We start from the raw sequence: 24,450 nt of genomic DNA, 5'->3' as shown, positions 1-24,450 counted from the left end.
ACGCCCAGCGACTGGTTCATCGCTGCGAGCTGTTACTCGGCCCGGAGGTCGGTGGTGTTACGCACTCCACGGACGATCACTCCTGCTTCCCGGAGACGACAGTAGGTGGCGGTCAACCCGCTCCAGGCCGCAACGGTGACCGAGGTCCACTCGACCGGCAGCACGGCCCGGACGGCGGCCGCCCGCGCCTCTTCGTCGCTGCCAGGATGCTTGATGCTGTTGACCGCGACGAGCACGACCACTTCGTCGAAGAGAGCACGTGCCCGGCTGACCACATTCGCATGCCCCGGAGTGAAGGGATCGAAGCTGCCGGGGTAGACGGCTCGCACCCGTACGCGGCCGGAGGCCCGTGCTGTCGGACGCGACGATTCGGGTGTCACTGCCGCAAGACCCGCTGCGCATCGCCGATGACCTGCTCCGAGGCGATCGGGGCCCACGACGCGAACAGCTTCCGGAAGTAGGCCCCGTGCCGGTCCGCCACCGCAGGATCGTGCTCGATGACGTCCAGCTCGTTGACGATGCTCAGGTCCACCAGGGATTGAAGTTGAGTCTCGCCGGGCGTCCGCACCTGACGTGCGAAGCGGTCGAACACCTCGCCGGTCCTTGCCAGCTCCCGCCAGCTGCGTCCACGGTCGCAGGCGCCGTACAGATAGACGAGCTCCTCGGCGCCGGCGCCAACGAGATCCCGCAGCACCGCACGATCGGCCCGATCCAGCAGGGTGAGGTCGAATCCGTCGGTCCCGTAGACGGCGTGGGTGAGGCCCGCTGCTTGCACGTCACGTGCGCAGCCGAGCACGGCGAGTCGTTCGCTGACTCGACAGAGGTGGGCGTACAGGTTGCCTCCGGGATGGGCGATCTGCTCAGCTCCCTGCCGGCGGAGCCAGACCCGCACGCCGTCATCGGTGCTCATGGTCCGACTGTAGGCATCGACCGTCGAATCCGATGGCCACCGGACGTGGGCAATATGTCACAGCGCCGTGGGCATGCCTGGCGTCGCGGCGGCCGCGAACACGTCGTCGCGGTCGAAAATGCGGGGTACGCGGAGCGCCGGTGCCACAGACTCTCCATCATGCTGGCATCGGTTCATAGCGTCGCGGACCTGGCCGCTGCGCAGGCGCAGGGTCATGAGGTCAAATTCCTGTTCTTCTGGGGGCACCAGCCTGAACGTGACGGGGGCGTCGGCGCAGGCTGCCTGAGCCAGTGGTGGCCGGTGCCGTTCACCGCCGACGACAGGCGGTTCGCCACTGCGGAGCACTACATGATGTGGCGCAAGGCCACCCTGTTCGGCGACCGCGCGATGGCGGAACAGATCCTCGCCGCGCCGCATCCCCACGCCGCGAAGGTGCTGGGGGGACGCGTCGCGGGTTTCGATCAGCAGACCTGGAGCGAACACCGCTTCGCGATCGTGGTGGCCGGCAACCTCGCGAAATTCGATCAGCATCCCGCACTCCGGGCGTTTCTGCTGGCTACCGGGCAGCGAGTCCTGGTGGAGGCCAGCCCGGTCGACCGGATCTGGGGCATCGGCCTGAACCGCGACGATCCGGCTGCGAGCGACCCCGCCTGTTGGCGAGGGCTCAACCTGCTGGGCTTCGTGCCGTTATGCCGAAGTCGGCATAACGCGACTTATGCGGACCTCACGGTTATGCCGATGGGGCCTCCGGAGAAGTCTCGTCCCGCTCAGGAACGTGAGGCACCCGGGCCATCGGTATTGCGACGCCGGGTGAGCCGGGCAACCCGCCGTCGTTGCCAGCGGCGAGGGATCGTTGGCGTGAGATGACGCGCGGATCGCGCATGACAGTGAGTCGTCACGTTCTGTACCAGTACTCTTCCAACCTTTGCGGCGCCGTCACCGTCGCATTCGGCGCATCATCGACGCCTGCCGCAGGAAGGCGCTCGGCACTGCACCAAGAGGGCTGTCGCCCGATGGCATGATGCAGCGATGCTCCCTACCCGCCGTTCCCTTCATGACCGCGTCGCGGCGTCGTTGGCCGCCTGCGCCGACGGTGAACTGTCGGCGTTGTTGCAGGCCGCGTCACCCGTGGGTGTAGGCGTGGGAGGCGGCTCTTCGATCGCCGATGTCGATGGCACGCCCGTGTTCGTCAAGCGGGTTCCGATCACCGACCGGGAGCTGGATCATCCGCACAGCACGGCGAACCTGTTCGACCTGCCGGTCCGTTGCCAATACGGCATGTACCGCCTGGCCGGTCCGGGCTTCGGCGCGTGGCGCGAGCTGGCCGCAAACCAGAGCGTCACCGAGGGCGTCCTCGCCGGGGAGACGGAATCGTTCCCGCTGTTGCACCACTGGCGGGTGCTGCCCGGCCGCCCGCCGGTCGCGCCCGAGCACCTCGACATCGACGCCGTCGTCGCCCAGTTCGGTGGTAACCAGGCCGTGCGTGCCCGGTTCGAAGCGCTGGCGGGCGCGACCGCGAGCCTCGTGCTGTTTCTCGAATATCTCCCCGACGGATTGCCCCGCTGGCTTGACGACCCGGTCGGCAGAGCCGCGACGGTCGAGCGGCAGCTGTTCGAGATGGTGGCGTTCCTGTGTCACCGCGAGCTGCTGCACTTGGACGGACACTTCGGCAACATCAGGGCCGACGACGACCGGCTCTACCTGGTCGACTTCGGGCTCGCCACCTCACCGCGCTTCGACCTGTCGGACGCCGAGCGCGACTTCGCTGCCCGCAATGCCGGTCACGATGCCGACTACGCTTCCATGCGGCTGGTGAACTGGCTGGTCACCTCGGTGTGCGGGGTGCCCGTGCCGGCCGACAGCGGTCCCATCGCCCGCGACCAGTTTGTGCGCCGATGTGCGACCGGAGACATCCCACCGGACGTGCCGCCGCCCGTGAGGGAGATCATCGCCAGACACGCCCCCGCAGCCGCCCGGATGAACGACTTCTGCTGGCGCCTGTTCGACGGCGACCTTCACGCCGAGTATCCCGGCAGTGAAACCACGGTCCGGATCAATGCGGATCGGGCAAGTTGAGGAAGCGCCCTTCGTGTGGCTCGACGACGAGATCACCGAAGCCGACCGTCGCTTCGTGAGGGCCCACCACCCGGCGCGGGCGCTGCTGCATCGCGTCGACCCGTACACGGGCCTGACCGAGGCGGACTTCGCCGTCGTCCATCGATGGCTTCGGGAGGGTGACGGCAGTGTCTGACCGGGACCGTGGATGACGGGTGGCGTGACCGGGGTCGCGAGGGAGCGGCCATGGTCGATCCCTTGACACTCATAGATGCGATCGCTAACACTTGTCCGCAACGCGAACTTAACGAACCGAACACATTGTGTCTGTGGTCGTGTGACGCACCAGAGGCACCACGTGCGAACCCTCCACCCCGTCGCCAGGGCCACTCAAGCCTGAGCCCGGATACCGCCTGCTCTTGTTAACGCTAACATAGATGATCTTACGAGAGGGGCCGGGATGGCGATTCTGTCGGGAGCATCGACAATGCGTCTGCGTGCCCTCCTCGTGCTCTCCGCCGTGGTCGCTGCGGCTGTCGTGGTGGTGGCCGACAAACCGGCCCACGCCGCCACGCTGCCGACCGGCGCCGTCTCGCTGGAGGCGGTCAACCAGGCCGGACGGTACGTGCGGCACATCGACTACCTCGGTCAACTCGACCCGGTCACCTCCAGCAGCGCCAACCAGACCAAGCTGGATGCCACCTTCACAGTGGTGAACGGTCTGGCGTCGCCGACCTGCTACTCGTTCCAGACCAAGGGCGGCTTGTTCCTCCGGCACCGCGACTACCGGCTGCGGGTCGACCCGAACACCGGCGACGCGGCATTCCGGGCCGACGCCACCTTCTGCGCCGTGGAGGGCTCGGTCGGCGGATCGGTGGCACTCGTCTCGTACAACTATCCGAACCGGCGGATCCGGCACCGCGACTTCGCACTCTGGCTCGACGCCTACCAGGACACGGCCGCGTTCCGGGCGGACAGCTCCTTTCGTCTCGTCGCGCCCTGGGCGCCCAGGACCACCAAGGGGCCGGTGATCCCGGGTCTCTTCGCCGACCCGCACCTCACCGTGTTCAACGGCCGCTACTACCTGTACCCGACCACCGACGGCTACGCGAGCTGGGCCGGCACCTACTACAAGGCGTTCTCCTCGACCGACCTGGTCAACTGGACCGACCACGGCGTGATCCTCGACCACGGTCCGGACGTGTCCTGGGCGGACAACTCGGCCTGGGCGCCGGCGGTGGCCAGCGCCAACGGCCGCTACTACCTGTACTTCAGCGGTGGGGCGGCCAGCGGCAACACGGCCAAACAGCTGGGCGTGGCGGTGGCCGACAGCCCCATCGGGCCGTTCCGTGACGCGCTGGGCCGGCCGCTGATCCGCAGCGACCAGTTCTCCGGCGGGCAGACGATTGACCCCATGGTGTTCACCGACGACGACGGGCAGTCCTACCTGTACTGGGGGCAGGGCGTCGCTCGGGCGGTGCGGCTGAACACCGACATGGTCTCCTTCGACGCGACGCAGACGCGGGTCGTCACCCCCTCGGGCTACAACGAGGCACCGTTCGTGTTCAAGCGCAACGGTCTCTACTACTTCATGTGGTCGGAGAACGACACGCGCAGTGAGGACTACCGGGTCGCCTACGCCACCGGCTCCTCACCCCTCGGGCCGTGGACAAGGCGCGGCGTGGTGCTGCAGAAGCGCCTCGACATCGGCGTCAAGGGCACCGGTCACCACTCGGTGGTCCGCGCACCCGGCAGCGACACCTGGTACATCGCCTACCACCGCTTCGCCGTACCGGCCGGCAACGGCACCAACCGCGAGACCACCATCGACCGGATGGAGTTCAGCACCGACGGCACCATCCGGCCTGTCGTACCGACGCTCTAGCTGACTGGCAAGCCCCTGCGCGAAGGAGAGAGACACATGTCGAGAGTCCTCGCCCGGCTCTGCGCGGTTGCGGTGGCCGCGAGCCTGCTGTTCACCACCTGGTCGGCGGCGACACCGAAGGAGGCGGCCGCGCTCGACCCGACCGTCGGCTACCTGATGGCGCACTTCACCGGAGAGTCGTCGACCGACCAGCAGATCTACCTCGCCCACAGCACCGACGGCCTACGCTGGACCGACCTCAACAACGGCGGGCTCGTGCTGCGGTCCACGGTCGGCACCCGCGGCGTGCGCGACCCCGCCCTGGTCCGCTCGCCCGCCGGCGACCGGTACTGGATCATCGCCACTGACCTGTGCATCGGCTGCGGTCAGGACTGGTCGACCGCGATCAACAACGGCAGTCGCAACCTCGTCGTGTGGGAGTCCACCGACCTGGTCAACTGGTCGGCGCCGTGGCTGCTGAACGTCGCCGGCGCAATTCCAGACGGACGCAACGCCTGGGCTCCGGAGGCGATCTGGAACCCGGCCACCGGTGACTACGTCCTCTACTGGGCGACGAACGTACCGCTCAACGGCGCGACCAAGCACCGCATCTACTACGCGCGCACGGCGAACTTCCGCAGCGTCACCACGCCGCAGGTCTTCGTCAACCGGCCGGGAACCCAGGAGATCATCGACACCCAGATCGTCGAGGTGCCAACCGGAGTCGGCGCATACCGCTACGTCCGGGCCTCCCGGGACGGACAGATCGCCATCGAAGGCAGCAACTCCATCCTCGGCACCTGGACCAGCCTCGGAAACCTCTCCGGCATCGGGCTGACCGGCGCGCAGGTCGAAGGCCCGATGTGGATGAAGATGAACGCCCGCAACGAGTGGGTCCTCTACCTTGACCAGTACTCCAGCGGGCGCGGCTACCTGCCGGTCCTGACCACCGATCCGTCGAGCCCGGGCAGCTACCGACTGCCGGCGTCCGGCTCGTACGCGATGGGCGGCACCAAGAAACGGCACGGTTCGATCCTCAACCTGACCGCGGCCGAACAGAACCGGGTGCTCGCCCGCTGGCCCGCCACGGCGGTCAACCGGATCCAGTCGTACAACTTCCAGGACCGGTACGTGCGGCACTACGACTACGACGCCCGCATCGACCCGAACGTCAGCCCCGCCCAGGACGGCCAGTGGCGGCTGGTGCCCGGCCTGGTCGGCTCCGGCACCGTCTCCATCCAGTCGGTCAACTACCCGGGCCACTACCTGCGCCACTACGGATACGACTTCCGGCTGGAAGCCAACGACGGCACCGCCACCTTTGCCGCCGACGCCACCTTCCGGCAGGTCGCCGGCCTCGCCAACTCGTCGTGGACGTCGTTCCAGTCCTACAGCCACCCGGACCGCTACCTCCGGCACTACAGCTACCTGCTCCGGCTCGATCCGGTGTCCGACGCCCAGAGCCGTGCCGACGCCACCTTCCGCGTGACCAGCTGAACCTGGTCCCTCTTCAAGGAGTTCCGACTGTGGCACTACATCGACGGGTGCTCTCCGCCCTGGTGGCCGCGATGACGGCGATGGTTGGCGTCGTCGCCGTCGCGTCGTCGCCGGCCACCGCCGCCACCAACCAGTTCCGAGGCATGAACTGGGCCATGTTGGGTGACAACTTCAAGACCAGTCCGCTCGTCGTGCAGGGCCTGAGCATGTCCGACAGCAACGCGACGGTACGGGCCAAGGCCAACGCCCTCTACGACGACATGGCGTCCACCATGGGGGTCAACACCGTCCGACTGCCCATCAACACCCACACGGTGGGGACAGCCTGGTGGGAGGCGTACCGAGGCGCCATCGACGCGGCCACCGCCCGCGGCTTCAAGGTCATCCTCGCCTACTGGGAGGACGGCGCCGCCTCCGGCGGCAGGATCACGAACCTCGCCGCGTGGAACGCGATGTGGTCCACCGTGACCAACACGTACGGCACGAACACCAACGTCTACTTCGAGCCGATGAACGAGCCGCACGGCTACAGCTCGGCCGAGTGGCGCAACGTCGCGGCGAACTGGCTCAGCTACCACTACTCGGCAGTGCCCGGCCGGGTGCTGATCGGCGGCACCGGCTTCAGCCAGGACCTGCGCGACATCTGCAACGACAGCCGCTTCAACTCGACGCTGCTGTCCTTCCACTACTACGCCTTCTTCTACGGCGCGATGACCTACGACGCCTTCCGCAGCCACATCCAGGCCCGCCTCGGCAACTGCGCCTCCCGCGCGGTCGCGACCGAGTTCGGCGCTCCCATGAACGACGGCCGCAACTACGCCGACGCGGGCAGCACCGACAACTTCGTGCGCTACATCCGCGCCATGGCCCAGGTCATGCGCGACAACCAGATGGGTGGCACCTACTGGCCCGCCCTCGGTGGCAAGACCGGCACCATCGGCTACGACTGGTACTCGATGTTCGCGCTCAGCGGCAGCGGCACCGACCTCAACCTGACCGTCCGCAACACGTCCGGCGCGGACCGGATCCGGTACGCGTGGGGCGACGCCGTCGGCGATGGCCCGACCACGCCCCCACCATCGACTGGCTCGTTCTACCGGATCGACGTGCGGCACAGCGGCAAGGCCATGGACGTCCAGCAGCCGAACACCGACAACGGCGCGCGCGTCGGCCAGTACACGTACGGCGGTGGTGCGTGGCAGCAGTGGCAGTTCCAGGACGCCGGCAGCGGCTACTGGCGCATCGTCAGCCGGCACAGCGGAAAGTGCCTCGACGTGGTGAGCGCATCGACAGCCGACGGTGCCGAGCTCGTCCAGTACACCTGCGGCACCGGCACCAACCAGCAGTTCCAGATGGTCGCCAACGGCAGCTACTTCCAGCTCCGGGCACGGCACAGCAACAAGTGCGTGGACGTACCGGCATCCGCGACCGCGGACGGGGTCGTCCTCAAGCAGTATTCGTGCAACACCGGCGCCAACCAGCAGTGGTCCCGCACCGCCGTCTGACGGTCGTCCGGACGTAACGACCGCTCAGCGGTGGCCTTCCCAGGCCGGACAACGGCGGGTTGCTTGTGAGCAATCCGCCGTTGTCCGTGCGGCGGGCCGCTTCGTGGCGTCGCGGCAGACCTCCGGCTTCGGCGCCTGCTCCCTGACGTACATCGGCCCGCACCTTTTCGGGGTCGACGCTCCCGACGGTGTCACCCCCGGCCGCTGGTGGACGCACCACGTCAATTCCAGTCGTCCGGGCGTACGCCGCCGCGGATCCTCAGCGATCGGCTCCGCTCCGGCCCGCGGACCGGTACTGCAATTGACCGGCATGCTAGTTTGGTGTCCCGCGAAGCGGAGTCCACGGAAGCACCGGGACAACCAGCGCGGACCTCTTTTCCTACCTCGTAGCCCAGCGTGCCCTCATGCGCGCCCGGGAGGAGCTGTCGTGCCCAGAGAAGTCATCGCCTTCGTGCCCCAACACACCACCACCAAGTCGCGTGTCATGGCAATCGTCGACAAAGGCAACGGCAACGAGTTGGATGCCATCGCGACGCTCGACTGGCCACACCAGGCGGTCGCCATCTGCAACCTGTTGAACTCTCCAGACAGGGGGCAGGAGAACTTCTCCGGCCTCTGGCTCAGTCTGCCGGCAAGCGTCCGATCCGGGCTTGAGCAAGCAGCCCAACAGCGCGTCGACGTCACCGACGAACGGCAGTTCCTCGCCACCTGGTTCGTGAGCGAACTCGACGCCCCCAACCTGCCGAGGGATGGCAGCAAGATCGATTGGGCGCGGTTGTTTCCCGCCGCGCAGTGTCCCGCCGATGGGTGCGACTACTGCGACGGCTGTCCGTCGTATGCCGAGCGCCGACGTGATGACGCCGGCAGCGGCCAGTGCGGTCCCGGCGGATCGTGCCGCTGCCTGATGGAGAGCTCGGACGACGACGAAGATGTTTGCGGATGTCCCTCGTGGGGCGTCGGCCCTCGCTGGGCTGCTGCTCTCTACCAGTCGTTGTGCGGTATGGCGGAGGTCCTTGTCGATCAGGCGGATGGCCTCATGTGGGGGATCGAAGGTCCCGCAGTCGCGTTTCCGGCTTCGTTGATCGCGCAGCCGCCAGAATTCTTTGTTCGGCTCGCGCAGACCTGCGTCGACCTGTGCGACCTGCTGGCCAGGGGAGTGACGCCGGTGCCACACACCATCGCTGAGCTGCTGATGCTCGACGAGGCAGCGCGCTCCCACCTCGAGAGCCACACGACGAGCGCCGGCCTCGATACCGACGCCTTGAAGCGGGAGTTCGAACACCTTCCCGAAGGACACGGTGACTTCGAGTTGGACGCCCTGTGGATGTTCCAGTTCACCAACTCGGACTGGGAGAAGATCACCGAGTCCGAGACGACGTACCAGCCGTACTCCATGGACCGCATCTTCGACCTGCTCCCGGAGGCCGCGGAGTGGCCCCGGAACGCGAAGCCGGTGTAGCAACGGATTCGTGTCCACCGGCACAGCGCACCGTGCTGAGCCGGCGGTGACAGCGTTTGCGCTGTCACCGCCGGCCTGGCCTACGCAGCGGCGGTCACGGCAGCGGACGGCCGAGTCGGGCACAGGTAGGGGTTGCGTAGGTTCCGCCCCGTGAAGGCGGTGGAACTTCAGGGACGACCGTGACTGCGGCCCGAACTGGCCGTCCGCGGTGATGCCCGCCTTGCTCTGGGCGAACTTCAGCGCGTTGAAGGTCAGTTGGCCGAACGCCGCGTCATCGCTGAGCAGCGCCTTGCCCGCGGGTGCGAGATAGCAGTCGTTCAGGGCCCACTGGAGGGCCAGCGTGCCCGGCCCGGCGTCGCCCCAGACCAGCGAGCATGGCAGGACGCCGTACTTGCCGACGGGCGCGGCCACCTGATAACCCGCCTGGTCGCTGACGACGGTGTAGGACCCACCAACATCGTCTTCCACCGTGCCCGCCACTCGGCCGGGTCACCGCCACAGGCCTGGACATATCCGAGCGTCACCTCCAGCGACGGCAGCCGGCCACCCTTCGCCGCGTCCGCCAACGTGCTTGCCGAGTAGTGCGCGCGCCGAGCCAGGAGCCGATAGCTCGGGTTGCCCGCGTGCTCCCGCAACCGTCGTAGCTGCCACGCCAACCGTTGCACCGGGCCCGCCGTCGGATCCACCGGCTTCTCCGGACGGCCCAACACCCACCTCCGCAAGCTGGGCCGTAACTCTGGCCACGCGACCATGGCGAGCTTCGGCACGGACGCCGGATCGGGCGCCGGATCGGGCGCCGGATCGGGCCAGGAGAAGTATCCAGTTGCGGCGATGCGGTTGCGGCCTCGGGCTCGGTCCGCGCCGGCAGGCAGCGGGTGACGACTGTCCGTTTGCAGCGGGGGAACGCTCGGCTGGGCCTGGCGTTGCGCTACCGTCAAGGCGCGCACCTCGGCGTCGATCAGTCCGCGTCTGCCGGCCGTCGACGGCTCGCACTGCCCACAGAATCCAAGGGAGAACCCGATGCCGGAGCCTGAACCCGCCCAAGACGACCCCGCGGTGGCTGCCGACGCCTCAACACCGGCCGAGACCGAGACCGAGCAGCCTGCCGTTCCCGCGAATCGGGCTGCCCGACGCGCGAAGGGCAAGGTCGCCTCGCCTCAACCGCACGGAAAGGGTCAGCACCTCGGCGGCCGGGGCTCGGTCCAGAGCCCTCGCCAGTACGGCAACCGCCGTAGCGGTTGATCAGCAGATACCGCTGCGACGCTCGCGATCTCGACCCGGCCGGCCCGGAACCTCTGCGCCGTTTCGGCACCTGTGTGTTCTTGCTGCGGCGTGAGCCGACCGTGCACAGTGGAATCCACAGGCCGGCGTAGGTCGGCTTTGTCGGCGACCAAGGGTACGGTTTCGATGCTCGACACGTACCGGCACCGACGGCACGTCGTCGGGGCGGGATCGGCCAGCCCGGTGGCGACGGACCGTGGGAGGGAGCGACGGTGGCGCAGCGGAGAGCACTGGTGGTTCGGGGCGGTTGGGAGGGGCACCAGCCGGTCAAGGCGACCGAGTTGTTCCTCCCCTTCCTCGAAGGCAGCGGCTATGCCGTACGCATCGAGGAGTCGACGGAGATCTACGGTGACGCCGCCGAGATGGCCGAGATTGACCTCGTCGTGCAGTGCATGACGATGTCGCAGATCACCGCGGACCAGGTGGCGGGCCTCAGCGCGGCTGTCATCGCCGGCACGGGCTTCACCGGCTGGCACGGCGGCATCGTCGACTCGTTCCGCGCGTCATCGGAATACCTGCACCTGGTGGGCGGCCAGTTCGCGACCCATCCGGGCCGGGAGCCGTGTGAACGTCACGGTGGCCCGGAGGACAATTTCCTGCCGCACACGGTGCGTGTCACCGACCTCGGCCGGGAGCACCCGATCACTGCGGGCATCGAGGACTTCGACCTTGTCACCGAGCAGTACTGGGTGCTGCACGACGACCTGATCGACGTGCTGGCCGTGACCACCCACCCGACGCAGGCGTGGCATCCGTGGCACCGGCCGGTCACCTCACCGGCGATCTGGACCCGGCAGTGGGGTGCCGGGCGCATCGTCGTGACGACCCCTGGGCACAGCCTCGACGTGTTGGAGCACCCGGATGTCCGTACCGTGATCGAAAGGGGGATGGTGTGGGCGACCCGCACCGCGTCGGCGTCGTAGGTCTCGGGGTCATCTCCCGCGCGTACCTGGACACACTCGCGGGCCACGGTGAGGTCGACATCGTCGCGGTGGCCGATCTCGACGCCTCCCGGTCAGCCGAGGTCGCGGCCACGATCCCTGGGGCCGAGGCGATGAGCGTCGAGCGTCTGCTCGCCCACCCGGACGTGCAGACAGTGCTCAACCTGACCATCCCCGCGGCCCATGCCGACATCTCGCTGGGCACTATCGACGCCGGCAAGAACGTGTACGTGGAAAAGCCGCTCGCCGTGACGTTCTCGGACGGCCGTTCGATCATCGATCGGGCCGCGTCGGCCGGCGTCCGCGTCGGGTGCGCGCCGGACACCGTCCTGGGCACTGGTACGCAGACGGCGCGGGCGGCGATCGACGGCGGGCTCATCGGCCGCCCGATGTCCGCGTCGGCAGTCATGGTCACTCCGGGACACGAACGCTGGCACCCCAACCCCGACTTCTACTACGCCCCGGGCGGCGGCCCGATGCTGGACATGGGGCCGTACTACATCTCGGCGCTCATCCACCTGCTCGGGCCGGTCCGGTCGGTGACCGGAGCCGCCAGCCGCCTGCGCGCCGAGCGCGTCATCGGCTCGGGTCCCCGCACCGGCCAGCGGATCCCGGTGGGGGTGGACACCCACCTCACCGGCGTACTCGAGCACACCAATGGTGCGCTCTCCACAATTACCACGAGCTTCGACGGCGTCCGGACGACGGCCGCACCCATCGAGGTGCACGGCGAGGCCGGCACGCTCGCCGTACCCGATCCGAACTACTTCGACGGTGAGGTCCGCCTCTTCGCGCTCGGCGACACCGAATGGCGCGCTCTCGAACCGCGTGCCGGTTACGCCGGGGCTTCCCGGGGCATCGGTCTGATCGACCTGGCCAGGGCCGACGATGAGCGTCCCCCACGCGCTGACGGCGACGTCGCACTGCACGTACTCGAAACCATGACCAGCCTGCTTCGGTCGGCGGCCGAAGGCCAGCGGATCGAGCTGACGACGACGGCACAGCGACCGGCACCGGTTGCGCTCACTCCGATCGAGGACTGGAAGGTCTACGACGCCAAGACACGCTGACGAAGGCCAGACCGGAAATGTCTCGCGGTCATCGCGCGAGGCCGAAGTGGTGGGTGAGCGAGGCGCGCAGCGTGGCGGCGTCCCCGGCGGACCAGGCGATGAAGCAGTCGGGGCGTATGAGCAACGCGGCCGCTGTGGTGCCCTCCAGCGGGCCGGTGACCACGTCGACCCGATCCCGCCATGGTGCGGCGATCCCGGCGTAGGCGCCAGTGGAGTCCAGCAGCAGCGGCCGGGCGGTGCGGGTCAGTTCGGCGAGACGTGTCACGCCGTGGTCGGTGTGCACGACCACGTCGGGCGCGCAGCGGCCGGCCAACGGGTCGGCGGGATCGGCGGGATCGGCGGGGTAGCGGATGTCCGCACCGGACATCAGCGCCGCGACGTGCCCGGTCACCTCCGGCTTGCGCAGCAGTTCGGCGAAGAGTTCCCGCAGGCCGGTGATCTCGTCGCCAGGGCCGATGAGCGCCGACTGCGCCTGGGTGGACATGACGACCCGTTCGGCGACGGGTCGACGCTCGCTGTCGTACGTGTCGAGCAGGCCCTGCGGCGCCCAGCCGCGCACCGTTGCGGCGAGCTTCCAACCCAGGTTGACAGCGTCCTGTAGGCCCAGGTTGAGACCGGGGCCGCCCATTGCGGGGTGCACGTGCGCGGCGTCGCCAACCAGGAGCACCCGGCCGGCGCGGTAACGGGCGGCGATGCGGGTGTTTTGGCCGGTCAGCCGCCTCAGCAGGCCGGGGCCGTCGGGCGCGCCGAGGGGGATGTCGGTTCCGAGCACCCGGGCGACGCTGGCGCGGAACTCCGCCAGGCTCATCGGGGTCTCGTCGTTGGCTGGCGTGTCGGGCCACTCCGTCGTGCTCAGGATCGCCGGGCGGCCGGGGAACGGGGCCCAGGCGATCAGGCCACGCGCGGTGCGGGTGTGCTGGAACGGCGTGACGACGCCAAGGCCGGGGACGCGCAGGCCGCCCGTCTCGGGGTCCAGGGATGAGGCAGGCACCGTCACCGTGGCGGTACGGGAGATCGACCGGTCGTTTGTGACGCCGGGGAAGCCGATGCCGGCGAGGCGGCGCACCGCGCTCCGGCCGCCGTCGGCGCCGACGACGAAACGACTGGTGAGCTGCGTACCGTCGGCGAGGTGGACCTCGACCCCGTCGGGGCCTTGGCGGAGGTCGACGACCTCGTGGCCGCGGCGCAGGTCGACTCCCAGCTCGGCGGCTCGGACGGCGAGACCGGCTTCGAGTTGGGCTTGCGGCACGCCGAGCACGTAGTGCGGGTTCTCCGCGAGCATCGTGAGATCCAGCGGGAACGCGCCGAAGGTGAAGGCCGGTTGAGGGGTCGGCGGTGTGCTCTCACCGCTGAGCCGCGCGTAGAGGCCGCGTCGGTCGAGCAAGCGAACGACCTGGCCCACGAGGCCGTTGGCGCGCGGCTCGCCGGTGGGCGTGGCGTGGCGTTCGAGGACGACGGGGTGTACGCCGGAGAGGGCCAGTTCGCAGGCGAGCATGAGGCCGTTGGGGCCGGCGCCGACGATGACGACATCGATCATGACTGTGGTTCCTTCGGGGTGTGCGTCATCGCCACGGCAGGCGCGGCACGTGGCCGGCCCGCCGCGGGAGTGTGACGCGGCTGGAGACGTGGGTGAGGTGGTGTCCTGCGTGAGGGCGGAGCTTCAGCGGGGTGGGGCCGGGAGGCCGGCGGCGATCTGGGTGAAGGCGTCGGTGATGAGACGTTCGATCGGGGCGGGTGGGTCGGCGCTGTCGAGATAGTGCTGCATGGCGACGCCGACGGCGGCGCTGGCGGCGGCCGCGACGAGCCTCGGGTACATGTCGGTGGCGAGGTCGGTGCCGGTGCGCTCGGCGACCGCGGCGGCGAGCTCGGCCTCGGCGAGGGCGGTGGCGCGCAGCCGTTCGCCCTGCAGTGCGGGCTCGGCGAGCATGGTGCGGACGCCGGCAACCCACTGCGCGTGGTCGGGGGAGGGCATTGCCTCGACCTCGGGGCCGCGGGTGAACTGCTCCAGCGCGGCCTGGGTGAGCGCTGCCCAGAGCGGTTCGTCGGCGGGACGTTCGCGCAGCGCTGCGGCGGTACGCAGGCTGCGGTCGAGGTGGCGGGAGGCGATCGCCTCGGCCTTGCTGGAGAAGTAGTTGTTGAAGGTGCGCGGGGAGACACCGACCGCATCGGCGATGTCCTCGACGCGGACGTTGTCGTAGCCGCGCTCGGCGGTGAGGTGGATCGCGGCCCAACCGAGCGCCGCCCGCGTCTCGGCCTTCTTGCGCTCCCGTAGCCCCGTCATGCCACCACGCTAGCATCATTTGCGCGACACGCAAATATGCGTGTCGCGCAAAATCCTCCCCCCATGACGGGTGCCTGCCACCTGAGGTGACCGCGTCGCCAGGCGGAAGGGCCGGCCGGCGCCGACAATGGGGGAGTGGCACCTGCCTTCGTCCTGCACGACCACCGCAAACCACGACCGCACTTCGACCTGCGGCTGGAGGAGGACGGTGTGCTGCGCTCCTGGGCGGTGCCTCGCGGCCTTCCGGACAGCCCCAGCGACAACCGCCTCGCGATCGCCGTGCCCGACCACGACCTCGATCACCTCACCTACGAGGACGTCGACAAGTCGATCGCCGACATCGGCACCTGGGAGGAGCACGATCGCACCGACCGCCGGATGCTGTTCACCCTGCACGGCCGCACCGGCCACCGGCGATACGCGCTCATCCGCACCGGCGAGGGGTGGCTGCTCCACCTGACGAAGGAGCAGCCTCCGGACGAGCGCGGACGGTAGCCGACGAAGACGGCGATGGTGGGCAGCGGGACTGCGTCACGGGCCCTAGCATCGCCGGCATGGCAACCCGGCTTGTGCAGATCAACATGAAGGCCCGGGACGACGCCGCGCTGGGCGGCTTCTGGGCGCAGACGCTCGGTTGGCAGGTCTCCAGCGAGGGGCCCGGCGTGACGAACCTCGAACCCGAGGATTTCGTCTACCCCGACCCGGTCGCCGTCTGCATCGACCTCGTCGTCTCCCCGGAGCCCAAGACGGTGAAGAACCGCGTGCACGTGGACCTCGCCACCACCTCGGCGGAGCATCAGGCGGAGGTGGTCGCGCGGTTCGCCATCGTGCGGCGGATGTCGAAGGCTGCCCGCCGGGTCGGGCAACGGCGCGGTTGCGGCGAAAAGTGGCAGTTCGTGGCCGACGTGAGGTCCCACCGCGGACGTTGGCTTTACGGCAAACACCAATCTATGGTGGGGGCATGCCGCCGGTGACCTTCCGCTCGCCCGCCGCCACCGAGGTGGCGGTAGGCGGTGCTGTCCAGGTGCCGACGGTGACACGGCTCAAGGCCGACATGCGGGTGCCGGTTGTCCGTGCGCCGCACACCGCGCTCACGCACAAGACGTCGAGCCCCACCCGACCCGGCCGAGGCCCACCTGCGGAATCGTTGCATACCCAGAACGACCGCCAGGGCGAAGCTATCCAGCTTCGGCCCTTTTTGTTTTTCCCGCCCAATCCCCTGGAAAGGCAGACCATGACCGTCGATCATCGTCGTACCCTCGATCAGAGCTGGCTGGCTGATTTGCGAGCGTCCCTGGCGGACGACTTCGCCACCCAGACGGCTCGGCTACGGGAACTGACCGAACTCAACGCGGACACCGGCGACCCCGGCGAGGCCCACAACCGGGCCGCGCTGCTGGTGGCCACCCGCCAGAACATCGAGCAGATCACCGGTGCGCTGAGCCGGATCAGTGACGGCACCTACGGTGCCTGCCAGAAGTGCCACCAGCGCATTCCGGCCGAGCGGCTCGCGGTTCTTCCGCACGCTCGCTTCTGCGTGCCCTGCCAGGAGAAGCAGAACAGGTGACGCCCGGGTGTGGCTGCCGTGCCGCCGGTACGGCAGCCACACCGTCACGTGCGAAAGCCCGGCCTTTCATTCAGTGAAAGCTCCGGTTCCCCGGCGGGGACACCGCACGGGACGATCCGGCTCCATCGACATCCGTCGGCATGGAGGTCCGGTCGCATGACATTCGCGCGTAACCAGTGGTATGTGGCCGCCTACGGCAGTGAGGTGGGGCGAAACCTGCTCGCCCGGACGGTGCTCGGTGAACCGCTGGTGCTGTACCGCACCGGCGCCGGGCAGGCGGTGGCGCTCGCCGACCGGTGCGTACACCGACGCTTCCCGCTGTCGGAGAGCCGGCTCGACGGCGACACGATCGTCTGCGGCTACCACGGCTTCACCTACGATCCGACCGGCGCCCGCGTCTTCGTACCCGGTCAACAGCGCATCCCGCGCACCGCGCGGGTGGTCTCGTTCCCGGTTGTCGAACAGGACTCCTTCATCTGGGTCTGGATCGGCGACCTGGACCGGGCCGACCCGGCTTCGATTCCGCGCGCACCGTGGCTGGCCGATCCGCGTTACGCGGTGGTGCGGGGCATGGCGCCACTGAACGCACGGTACGGCCTGCTGGTCGACAACCTCCTGGACCTGTCCCACGAGACCTATCTGCACGGCGGTTACATCGGCACGCCGGAGGTGGCGAACACCCCGATCACCACCGAAGTGGACGAGGATCGGGGCATCGTCTACGTCAGTCGGCACATGGACGACGCCGAGTGCCCCCCGTTCTACGCGCGCTCCACCGGCATCCAGGGCCGGATCACCCGGTGGCAGGACATCGAGTACCACCCGCCCTGCCTCTACCTGCTGCACAGCCGGATCGCGCCGCAGGGTGTCTACCCGCCCGCGGAGGGCGAGGACCGCGAAGCGTTCCACGCCGAGATCGTGTACGCCATCACCCCGTCGACGGAGCACACCACCTATGACTTCTGGGCGGTGGCGCGCGACTTCGCGATCGACGACGAGTCGGTCAGCGAGTACCTCCACCACAGCAACCACACGGTTGTCATGCAGGACGTGACCGCGCTCAACATCCTGGAGCAGGTGATCGCGACGGAGCCGGACAGGTATCAGGAGCTGAGCATCAACATCGACACCGGTGGCCTGGCCGCCCGGCGGCTGCTGGCCCGGATGGTCGGGTCGGGGACGGTGGGAGCGGCGCGGTGAGTTCCCGGGCAGGCACCCGCAGCGGGGACCGGGTCTACCGGATCCACTGGGTGCCGGGCACCGACACGCTGCGCGGGATCTGCCACTGCGGGGCCGAGCGCCTCGCCGAGGACCCGGTCGAGTTGTGGGAGTGGCTGCTCGCCCACCCGCAGGGCCACCAGGGCGTGGCGGTGCCGCTGCCCGGGCGGCCGAGACGGCTGGCAACGCGCGAGTGACAGTGGACGTGCTGACCGGGGCGGAGCTGGTGGTCGCCGGCCGCGATCAGGTGGCGGCCGAGGTGGTGGCGGTCCGCCTCTGTCGCGCGGACGGCGGTGACCTGCCCGAGTGGACGCCGGGCGCGCACATCGACCTGGAGTTGGGCGCCGGGCTGACCCGCCAGTACTCCCTTTGCGGTGACCCGGCGGAGCGGTCCGTCCTGCGGATCGCGGTGCAGCGCGAACCGGACGGGCGCGGCGGCTCCCGGCTGGCGCACGAGCGGCTCACCGTCGGCGCGAGCGTCCGGGTGAGCGGACCGCGCAACACCTTCCCGCTGGTCGCGGCACGCCGCTACCTCTTCATCGCCGGCGGCATCGGTATCACCCCCATCGCACCGATGGTCGCCGCGGCCAACGCCGCGGGCGCCGACTGGCGGCTGGTGTACGGCGGACGCAGCCGCGCCACCATGGCCTTCGCCACCACCCTGCGGGTGAGGTACGGCGACCGGGTGAGCCTGCACCCGCAGGACGAGACCGGGCTGCTCGACCTGGCCGGGTTGCTGGGCCGGCCCGGCACCGGGCTCGTCTACTGCTGTGGCCCGGAACCACTGATCAGCGCGGTCGAGGAGCACTGCCGCGGCTGGCCACCGGGCTGCCTGCACGTCGAGCGTTTCACCGCCCTGGGCGACACCGGCGCGCCGGAGACGACGATCGAGGTCGAACTCGCGCTCTCCCGGCGGACGGTGACGGTGCCGCCGGGCACACCGATCCTGCGAGCGGTGGAGGAGGCCGGGGTGCAGGTCCTCTCGTCCTGCCGGGAGGGCACCTGCGGCACCTGCGAGACGCCGGTGCTCGCCGGTGTGCCGGAGCATCGCGACAGCCTGCTCACCGCCGAGGAGCGGGCCGCCGGGGACACCATGATGATCTGCGTCTCCCGGGCCCGTACGCCCCGACTCGTGCTGGAGCTGTGAGCTGCCGGCGTGGGCGGGGATGATGACGGGGTGCGCGCAGAGCCGGGACGGTCGGTGACGAGCAAGGTGCTGGCGTTGCTCGACGCGTTCAGCCCGGTCACCCCGGCGTTGACCCTGAGCGAGTTGGCGCGTCGCACCGGGATGCCGCTGCCCACCGTGTACCGGCGGGCCGCGGAGCTTGTCGCGTGGGGCGCACTGGAGCGCGGTGACGACGGGCGGTACCGGATCGGTCTGCGGCTGTGGGAGGTGGGTTCGCTCGCCCCCAGGGGCCTGGGGCTGCGGGAGCTGGCCCTGCCGGTGATGGAGGACCTGTACGAGGTGACCCACGAGAACGTCCAGCTCGCCGTCCGGCAGGATCTCGAACTCGTCTTCATCGAACGGATCGCCGGGCGACACGCGGTGCCCGTGCTCACCCGGGTGGGGGGTCGTTTCGCGCTGCACGCCACCGGCGTCGGGCTGGTCCTGCTCGCCCACGCGCCCGCCGAGGTTCAGGAGCAGGTGCTGGCCGCGCCGCTGGAGCGGTACACCGAACTGACCATCACCGACCCGAAGCGGCTGCGTCGCTGTCTCGCCGAGGTACGCCGGGTCGGGTACGCGGTCAGCGACCGTCAGGTCACGATGGACGCCCTCTCGGTGGCCGCGCCGATCCGCGTACCGGAGGGTGTGGTGGCGGCGATCTCGCTGGTGGTCGCCCACGACCGGGCGGACCCGGTGGCGTTGGCGCCGCTGGTCCAGGCCGCCGGTCGGGTGGTCTCCCGGGCGCTGAACAGCTCCACCGGCCCCGCCGTCTGATGTAGACAGACTGCGAATCGTTGACGCCCGGTCAAATTCTGCATTACGTTGCCGGTGCGCGTGTTACTCCCCACCTTCGTGCGCAGATCGGCATCGACGAAAGGGAGCACCCATGTCACTGGACGGCAAAGTCGCCATCGTCACCGGCGCCGGGCGGGGTCTCGGCCTCGCCTACGCCCAGGAGTTGGCGCGGCGAGGCGCCTCGGTCGTGGTCAACGACGTCGACGCCGAGGCCACCGCCGACGCCGTGGCGACGATCGAGACGTCCGGCGGTCGGGCCGTCGCGGTGGTCGCACCGGTCGGCCCGACCGAGACCGCGAAGGAGCTCGTCAGCACGGCGGTCGAACACTTCGGACGGCTGGACATCCTCGTCACCAACGCCGGCGTGCTGCGCGACACGGTGCTGTGGAAGATGAGCGACGACGACTTCGACACCGTCATCAACGTGCACCTGCGTGGCACGTTCACCACAGTGCGCGAGGCGGTGCAGCACATGCGGCAGGCCGGCGAGGGCGGGCGGATCATCTGCGTCGGGTCACCCACCGGGCAGCGGGGCAACTTCGGTCAGACCAACTACGCGGCCGCCAAGGCGGGCATCGTCGGCATGGTCCGGACCTGGGCGCTGGAGCTGAAGCGGGCCGGCATCACCGCCAACACCGTCGTCCCGGTCGCCGCGACCGCGATGACCGCCACCGTTCCCTACTTCGCGGCGGCGGTGCGGGCCGAGGCGAACGGCGAGCCGATGCCCGCGTTCTTCCGACACGAACTGGGCTTCGGCACGGCGGACGACGTGGCCGGGCTTGTCGCGTTCCTCGGCTCCGACGCGGCGGCCTCGGTGACCGGGCAGGTGATCGGTGTCGGCGGGGACCGCCTGCAGATCTGGACCCACCCGGAGGCGGCGCTGACCGCGCACCGCGAGGGCGGCTGGACGTACGACGCGCTGGTGGAGGCCTGGCCGACGACGTTCGCCGGTGCGGCGCAGAGTGTCGGCGAACGCTTCCCGCAACTCCCCGAGGAGTTCGAGCCCGCGCCGTCCTGACCGGCCCGAGCGGAGCAGCCCGCACCGACCCGCCCGACGAAGGTTGGCCCCATGTACCAGCCCGCGATCGACCTCGACGACGTCACGGCGATCGACATGCACGTGCACATCGAGGTCGACGACCACGGTCACACCTCACTGCCCGAACCGCTCGTGGCCGCGGCGTCGGCGTACTTCAGGACGGACGGCCCACGGCCCGCGGTCGAGGCGGTGGCGCGGTACTACCGCGAGCGGCACATGGTGGCGGTCGTCTTCACTGTGGACGCGCGTACCCAACTGGAGCACCAGCCACTGTCGAGCGTCGAGATCGCCCGCGCGGCGGCCGAGCACGCCGACGTGCTCATCCCGTTCGGGTCGGTTGATCCGCGCACCGGGGGAGCGGCAGTCGAACTCGCCGACCGGTTGATCCGGGAGGAGGGGGTTCGCGGCTTCAAGTTCCACCCCACTGTGCAGGGCTTCGACCCCAGCCACGACGAGTACGCGCCGCTGTGGGGCCTGCTGGAGCGGGCCGGCGTCCCGGCGCTCTTCCACACCGGGCAGACCGGCATCGGCGCGGGTACGCCGGGCGGCTACGGCCTGCGCCTCGGCCGGTCGAACCCGATCCTGCTCGACCCGATCGCTGCCGACTTCCCCGACCTCCAGATCATCATGGCCCACCCGTCGGTGCCCTGGCAGGACGAGGCGTTGTCGGTGGCCACGCACAAGCACAACACCTGGATCGACCTGTCCGGCTGGAGCCCGAAGTACTTCCCTGCCGAGCTGGTGCGCTACGCGAACTCGCTGCTGAAGCAACGGGTGCTCTTCGGCACCGACTACCCGATGCTCACCCCGGACCGGTGGCTTCGCGACGTGCGGGCGACCGACCTCAAACCGGATGTGCTCCCGGGCATCCTGAAGGACAACGCGGCCCGACTGCTGGGCCTGGCCCGGTGACGACGAGAGGGAACGCCATGACGACGACCATCACCTACGACCGGCTCGGCGACCTCGCCGGCACCGAACTCGGCCACACCGGGTACCGCACTGTCACCCAGGACCAGGTGGACCTGTTCGCGGACGCCACGGACGACCACCAGTGGATCCACGTCGACCCGGAACGGGCCAGGACCGGCCCGTTCGGCGCGCCGATCGCGCACGGCTTCCTCACCCTCTCCCTGGCGGTTCCGTTCTGGACCGAGCTGCTCGAGGTCAAGGGCGTGACCACGAAGGTGAACTACGGCCTCGACAAGGTGCGCTTCCCCGCGCCGGTGGTGGTCGGGGCGCGGGTGCGGATGCGGGCCACCGTCGTCGAGGTCGTCGAGGTGCGCGGCGGCTACCAGCTCGCTGTCGACCAGACGATCGAGATCGAGGGCGGGACCAAGCCGGCGGTCGTCGCGCGCGGGCTGTACCGCTTCTACGCCTGAGCCCGGGGGCATCCGTCGAGCCGGGCGAGCACACCACCTCCACCCCCGGGAGAATGATGATGCACCAGCACGGAATTGGCGCCTGGCTGGCCAAGCGCCGGCTCAAGTCCCCGGACCAGATCGCGATCATCCACGGCGACCGGCCACCCATGACGTACCGCCAGTTCGCCGATGCCGCGGACCGGATCTCGGCGGTGCTGCGGGAGCGGGGCGTCGGCAAGGGCGACTCCGTCGCCTACCTGGGCGAGAACAGCCCCGAACTGCTCCAGGTGATGTTCGCTGCGGCGCAGGTCGGTGCGGTCTTCGTGCCGATCAACACCCGGCTCGCCGCACCCGAGATCAGCTACGTCCTCGCCGACTGTGCCGCGCGGGTGCTGGTCCACGACCCGGACTTCGAGGTGCCGGTGGCGTCCGCCGCGCCGGCCGTCCGGATCCCGTACGTCATCGTCAACGGCGAGGGCACTGCGGACCGACCCGGGCTGGCCCACCTGACCCGGGCCGCCGCCACCCCGTTCACCGACCACGTCGACACCGCCCACGAGGATCCGGCGGCGATCGTCTACACCTCGGGCACGACCGGCCGGGCCAAGGGCGCGGTGCTGACCCACGGCAACCTCACCTGGGTGGCGCTCAACTGTGTGGTCGACTATGACGTCGTCTCCGCCGACGTCGCCCTCATGATCTCGCCGCTGTTCCACGTCGCCTCGCTCGGGATGGGTGCCCTGCCCGTCATCCTCAAGGGCGCCACGATGGTCATCGAGAACGGCTTCGAGCCGGGCCGCGCGCTCGCGCAGATCGAGCGGCACGGGGTGACCATGCTCAGCGGTGTGCCGACCACCTACCAGCTGCTGGCCGACCACCCCGCGTGGGCGTCGACCGACCTGTCGACGTTGACGAAGCTCACCTGCGGAGGTTCGGCGGTGCCGGCCCGCATCCTCAACGCGTACGAGGCGCGGGGCCTGTCGTTCTCCCAGGGTTACGGAATGACCGAGGCCGCGCCGGGCGCCACCGCGCTGCCGCCGACGATGACCCGCGTCAAGCAGGGCAGTGTCGGCCTGCCGCACTTCTTCACCGACGTGCGGATCACCGATGCCGCCGGTGCGGTGCTGCCCGTCGGCGCCGTCGGTGAGATCGAGGTGGCCGGTCCCAACGTCTTCCCCGGCTACCACGGGTTGCCGGAGGCGACCGCCGAGGCGTTCACTGCCGACGGGTGGTTCCGCTCCGGCGACCTCGGCCACCTGGACGCCGACGGCTACCTCTACATCTCCGGCCGCCTCAAGGACATGATCATTTCGGGCGGCGAGAACATCTACCCGCTCGAACTCGAGCAGCTGCTCACCGAGGTCGACGGGGTGACCTCGGCGGCGGTCATCGGCGTGCCGGACGAGCGCTGGGGGGAGGTGCCGTGGGCGATCGTGACCGTACGGGAGGGGGCGTCCGTGGACACCGCCGCCGTCCGCGCGTGCCTGGACGGCAGGATCGCCCGCTACAAGCTCCCGAAGAACGTCGTCATCGTGGACGAGCTGCCGCGGACGGCGTCGGGGAAGGTGCGGAAGGCCGATCTGCGGACCCGGTTCGGCGCCTAGGCGCGGGCCGGGCCGCGACGAGTTCGGCGAATTCCGCGGCGGACGCCTCGGCCAGCTTGCCGTGCATCCGGCGGTAGGTCCGCACCGATCTCGCAGCGGGCCATTCCTCGTCCATGAACTCCGCGGGCAGCCTCGGGTCGGCGCGCAGCAGCGCGAGCCAGTCGGCCACCAGCATGGTTCGTACGGTGAGGGCACTCGGTGCCATCGTCAGCGCGGACGGGTCGTCCCACACCTCGATGAAGGCGAGGTGCGCGCGTCGGATCGCCTCGATGTCCCAGGCCGTGCGCACGCTCTCACCGATCGGGAAGCCGGCGAGTTCGCGGGCGTGGAAGGCGACCACGGTGTTGGGGGCGAGGTCCTGCCGCAGCCGCTCCAACGACCCGGCGAGGTCGACCTCGCCGGGCGCCAGCCAGAGCCCGTCCCGGAGCGGCGCGAAGCCCTCCCAGGTGAGGGTCGAACGCAGGCGGTGCCGCAGCATCCGCTGGCCCTCCGGGATCGAGAAGGTGACAAGGGTCCATCCGCTGCCCTGCGGGTCGAACGGCCGTGGCCCGCGTACCCGGTACGTCGCCTCGCGCAGCACAGCGGCCCCGTGCTCGGTCAGTGAGAACAGCGTTTCCCGGCCGCTCCTGCTGCGGGCGAGGATGCCGCTGTGCACGAGACGGTCGAGGGTCGCGCGGGTGGCCGGCGCGGCGACGTCCGCGCCTTCCAACACGTTGATCAGAGCGCTTGCCCGGATGGGTCCCGTGGCGGCGTCGACGACGTGTTCGCCGAAGAAGGCGAGCAACAACTGCTTCGGCTGACGACTACCCACAGTGCTTCCCTTCGGCGAACTCGT

24 protein-coding genes and 2 pseudogenes are annotated in these 24,450 nt (G+C 69.6%); 20 read left to right on the top strand and 6 right to left on the bottom strand.

The features are described from left to right. Window positions 1-32: 32 nt before the first annotated feature. Together AB0B94_RS07320 and AB0B94_RS07315 are read right to left on the bottom strand one after the other, a co-directional pair. Window positions 33-329, bottom strand: a complete 297-nt coding sequence (locus AB0B94_RS07320) for an adenylyltransferase/cytidyltransferase family protein (protein ID WP_357269590.1) — start codon at window positions 327-329, stop codon at window positions 33-35. 47 nt (window positions 330-376) lie between these two features. Beyond that, window positions 377-910, bottom strand: a complete 534-nt coding sequence (locus AB0B94_RS07315) for a DUF6817 domain-containing protein (protein WP_357269587.1) — start codon at window positions 908-910, stop codon at window positions 377-379. A gap of 159 nt (window positions 911-1,069) precedes the next feature. Between AB0B94_RS07315 and AB0B94_RS07310 the strand changes: the two are divergent. The 7 genes and pseudogenes from AB0B94_RS07310 to AB0B94_RS07280 all read left to right on the top strand — a co-directional run. Continuing rightward, window positions 1,070-1,591: pseudogene (locus AB0B94_RS07310) on the top strand (NADAR family protein); the annotation flags it as partial. 348 nt (window positions 1,592-1,939) lie between these two features. Then, window positions 1,940-2,986: a serine/threonine protein phosphatase gene (locus AB0B94_RS07305; protein WP_357269584.1), complete on the top strand. Its 1,047-nt coding sequence runs from the start codon at window positions 1,940-1,942 to the stop codon at window positions 2,984-2,986. Between the two features lie 13 nt (window positions 2,987-2,999). Continuing rightward, complete coding sequence (locus AB0B94_RS07300; RefSeq protein ID WP_357269925.1) at window positions 3,000-3,161, top strand: hypothetical protein; 162 nt, start codon at window positions 3,000-3,002, stop codon at window positions 3,159-3,161. A gap of 291 nt (window positions 3,162-3,452) precedes the next feature. Next, the gene (locus tag AB0B94_RS07295; RefSeq protein ID WP_357269581.1) at window positions 3,453-4,850 is read left to right on the top strand and encodes a family 43 glycosylhydrolase; all 1,398 of its coding nucleotides are present in this window, start codon (window positions 3,453-3,455) and stop codon (window positions 4,848-4,850) included. A 36-nt stretch (window positions 4,851-4,886) separates the two neighbouring features. After that, a complete protein-coding gene (locus AB0B94_RS07290; protein WP_357269578.1) occupies window positions 4,887-6,326 on the top strand; it encodes a glycoside hydrolase family 43 protein in 1,440 nt (479 codons plus the stop codon). Window positions 6,327-6,355: 29 nt separating this feature from the next. Beyond that, the gene (locus AB0B94_RS07285; RefSeq protein ID WP_357269575.1) at window positions 6,356-7,831 is read left to right on the top strand and encodes an RICIN domain-containing protein; all 1,476 of its coding nucleotides are present in this window, start codon (window positions 6,356-6,358) and stop codon (window positions 7,829-7,831) included. A gap of 427 nt (window positions 7,832-8,258) precedes the next feature. After that, complete coding sequence (locus tag AB0B94_RS07280) at window positions 8,259-9,290, top strand: hypothetical protein (protein ID WP_357269572.1); 1,032 nt, start codon at window positions 8,259-8,261, stop codon at window positions 9,288-9,290. 317 nt (window positions 9,291-9,607) lie between these two features. Here AB0B94_RS07280 and AB0B94_RS07275 read toward each other — a convergent pair whose 3' ends face one another. After that, window positions 9,608-10,042: a helix-turn-helix transcriptional regulator gene (locus AB0B94_RS07275; protein WP_357269569.1), complete on the bottom strand. Its 435-nt coding sequence runs from the start codon at window positions 10,040-10,042 to the stop codon at window positions 9,608-9,610. A gap of 741 nt (window positions 10,043-10,783) precedes the next feature. Here AB0B94_RS07275 and AB0B94_RS07270 point away from each other — a divergent pair. Then, window positions 10,784-11,494 (top strand): ThuA domain-containing protein, encoded by a 711-nt coding sequence (locus tag AB0B94_RS07270; RefSeq protein WP_357269565.1) that lies wholly within the window; start codon window positions 10,784-10,786, stop codon window positions 11,492-11,494. After that, window positions 11,464-12,582 carry a Gfo/Idh/MocA family oxidoreductase gene (locus AB0B94_RS07265; RefSeq protein ID WP_357269562.1) on the top strand — a complete coding sequence of 373 codons (1,119 nt, stop codon included), beginning with the start codon at window positions 11,464-11,466 and terminating at the stop codon, window positions 12,580-12,582. The genes AB0B94_RS07270 and AB0B94_RS07265 overlap by 31 nt, the downstream gene beginning before the upstream one ends. Before the next feature lie 28 nt (window positions 12,583-12,610). Here AB0B94_RS07265 and AB0B94_RS07260 read toward each other — a convergent pair whose 3' ends face one another. Beyond that, window positions 12,611-14,119: an FAD-dependent monooxygenase gene (locus AB0B94_RS07260; protein WP_357269559.1), complete on the bottom strand. Its 1,509-nt coding sequence runs from the start codon at window positions 14,117-14,119 to the stop codon at window positions 12,611-12,613. Window positions 14,120-14,242: 123 nt separating this feature from the next. Beyond that, complete coding sequence (locus tag AB0B94_RS07255) at window positions 14,243-14,863, bottom strand: TetR family transcriptional regulator (RefSeq protein ID WP_357269556.1); 621 nt, start codon at window positions 14,861-14,863, stop codon at window positions 14,243-14,245. A 135-nt stretch (window positions 14,864-14,998) separates the two neighbouring features. On the opposite strand from AB0B94_RS07255, the gene AB0B94_RS07250 reads away from it, so the two are divergent. From AB0B94_RS07250 to AB0B94_RS07200, 11 genes and pseudogenes are all read left to right on the top strand, one after another. Then, the gene (locus tag AB0B94_RS07250; RefSeq protein WP_357269553.1) at window positions 14,999-15,358 is read left to right on the top strand and encodes a DNA polymerase ligase N-terminal domain-containing protein; all 360 of its coding nucleotides are present in this window, start codon (window positions 14,999-15,001) and stop codon (window positions 15,356-15,358) included. A 59-nt stretch (window positions 15,359-15,417) separates the two neighbouring features. Then, window positions 15,418-15,681: pseudogene (locus AB0B94_RS07245) on the top strand (VOC family protein); the annotation flags it as partial. A 143-nt stretch (window positions 15,682-15,824) separates the two neighbouring features. Beyond that, the gene (locus tag AB0B94_RS07240) at window positions 15,825-16,430 is read left to right on the top strand and encodes a TraR/DksA C4-type zinc finger protein (protein ID WP_357269551.1); all 606 of its coding nucleotides are present in this window, start codon (window positions 15,825-15,827) and stop codon (window positions 16,428-16,430) included. 156 nt (window positions 16,431-16,586) lie between these two features. Next, entirely contained in the window at window positions 16,587-17,630 is a 1,044-nt protein-coding gene (locus AB0B94_RS07235) for an aromatic ring-hydroxylating dioxygenase subunit alpha (protein ID WP_357269548.1), read from the top strand. Beyond that, complete coding sequence (locus AB0B94_RS07230; protein ID WP_357269545.1) at window positions 17,627-17,845, top strand: hypothetical protein; 219 nt, start codon at window positions 17,627-17,629, stop codon at window positions 17,843-17,845. The genes AB0B94_RS07235 and AB0B94_RS07230 overlap by 4 nt, the downstream gene beginning before the upstream one ends. Then, complete coding sequence (locus AB0B94_RS07225) at window positions 17,842-18,795, top strand: PDR/VanB family oxidoreductase (protein ID WP_357269543.1); 954 nt, start codon at window positions 17,842-17,844, stop codon at window positions 18,793-18,795. Before AB0B94_RS07230 ends, AB0B94_RS07225 begins: the two co-directional genes overlap by 4 nt. Before the next feature lie 30 nt (window positions 18,796-18,825). Further along, window positions 18,826-19,587 carry an IclR family transcriptional regulator gene (locus tag AB0B94_RS07220; protein WP_357269540.1) on the top strand — a complete coding sequence of 254 codons (762 nt, stop codon included), beginning with the start codon at window positions 18,826-18,828 and terminating at the stop codon, window positions 19,585-19,587. Window positions 19,588-19,699: 112 nt separating this feature from the next. After that, window positions 19,700-20,626: an SDR family NAD(P)-dependent oxidoreductase gene (locus AB0B94_RS07215; RefSeq protein WP_357269537.1), complete on the top strand. Its 927-nt coding sequence runs from the start codon at window positions 19,700-19,702 to the stop codon at window positions 20,624-20,626. A 51-nt stretch (window positions 20,627-20,677) separates the two neighbouring features. Beyond that, entirely contained in the window at window positions 20,678-21,559 is an 882-nt protein-coding gene (locus tag AB0B94_RS07210) for an amidohydrolase family protein (RefSeq protein WP_357269534.1), read from the top strand. A gap of 17 nt (window positions 21,560-21,576) precedes the next feature. Then, window positions 21,577-22,029, top strand: a complete 453-nt coding sequence (locus AB0B94_RS07205) for a MaoC family dehydratase (protein WP_357269531.1) — start codon at window positions 21,577-21,579, stop codon at window positions 22,027-22,029. A gap of 59 nt (window positions 22,030-22,088) precedes the next feature. After that, on the top strand, window positions 22,089-23,615 hold the full coding sequence (locus tag AB0B94_RS07200; RefSeq protein ID WP_357269528.1) for a long-chain fatty acid--CoA ligase: 1,527 nt from the start codon (window positions 22,089-22,091) through the stop codon (window positions 23,613-23,615). Here the strand turns inward: AB0B94_RS07200 and AB0B94_RS07195 are convergent. After that, the gene (locus tag AB0B94_RS07195) at window positions 23,539-24,426 is read right to left on the bottom strand and encodes a PaaX family transcriptional regulator C-terminal domain-containing protein (protein WP_357269525.1); all 888 of its coding nucleotides are present in this window, start codon (window positions 24,424-24,426) and stop codon (window positions 23,539-23,541) included. The two genes, AB0B94_RS07200 and AB0B94_RS07195, sit on opposite strands and share 77 nt — an antisense overlap. Window positions 24,427-24,450: the final 24 nt, after the last annotated feature.

Source organism: Micromonospora sp. NPDC048986 (assembly GCF_040649335.1).
Classification (GTDB): Bacteria; Actinomycetota; Actinomycetes; order Mycobacteriales; family Micromonosporaceae; genus Micromonospora; species Micromonospora alfalfae.
Note: the sequence above shows the minus strand (reverse complement) of the source record. Positions and strands in the feature narration are given on the sequence as shown.

Bases quoted from the DNA above. Each gene is read 5' to 3' on its own strand.
- AB0B94_RS07315 (WP_357269587.1), bottom strand. From the start codon at position 910: ATGAGCACCGATGACGGCGTGCGGGTCTGGCTCCGCCGGCAGGGAGCT.
- AB0B94_RS07305 (WP_357269584.1), top strand. From the start codon at position 1,940: ATGCTCCCTACCCGCCGTTCCCTTCATGACCGCGTCGCGGCGTCGTTG.
- AB0B94_RS07295 (WP_357269581.1), top strand. From the start codon at position 3,453: ATGCGTCTGCGTGCCCTCCTCGTGCTCTCCGCCGTGGTCGCTGCGGCT.
- AB0B94_RS07290 (WP_357269578.1), top strand. From the start codon at position 4,887: ATGTCGAGAGTCCTCGCCCGGCTCTGCGCGGTTGCGGTGGCCGCGAGC.
- AB0B94_RS07275 (WP_357269569.1), bottom strand. From the start codon at position 10,042: ATGGTCGCGTGGCCAGAGTTACGGCCCAGCTTGCGGAGGTGGGTGTTG.
- AB0B94_RS07260 (WP_357269559.1), bottom strand. From the start codon at position 14,119: ATGATCGATGTCGTCATCGTCGGCGCCGGCCCCAACGGCCTCATGCTC.
- AB0B94_RS07255 (WP_357269556.1), bottom strand. From the start codon at position 14,863: ATGACGGGGCTACGGGAGCGCAAGAAGGCCGAGACGCGGGCGGCGCTC.
- AB0B94_RS07240 (WP_357269551.1), top strand. From the start codon at position 15,825: ATGCCGCCGGTGACCTTCCGCTCGCCCGCCGCCACCGAGGTGGCGGTA.
- AB0B94_RS07235 (WP_357269548.1), top strand. From the start codon at position 16,587: ATGACATTCGCGCGTAACCAGTGGTATGTGGCCGCCTACGGCAGTGAG.
- AB0B94_RS07215 (WP_357269537.1), top strand. From the start codon at position 19,700: ATGTCACTGGACGGCAAAGTCGCCATCGTCACCGGCGCCGGGCGGGGT.
- AB0B94_RS07210 (WP_357269534.1), top strand. From the start codon at position 20,678: ATGTACCAGCCCGCGATCGACCTCGACGACGTCACGGCGATCGACATG.
- AB0B94_RS07205 (WP_357269531.1), top strand. From the start codon at position 21,577: ATGACGACGACCATCACCTACGACCGGCTCGGCGACCTCGCCGGCACC.
- AB0B94_RS07200 (WP_357269528.1), top strand. From the start codon at position 22,089: ATGCACCAGCACGGAATTGGCGCCTGGCTGGCCAAGCGCCGGCTCAAG.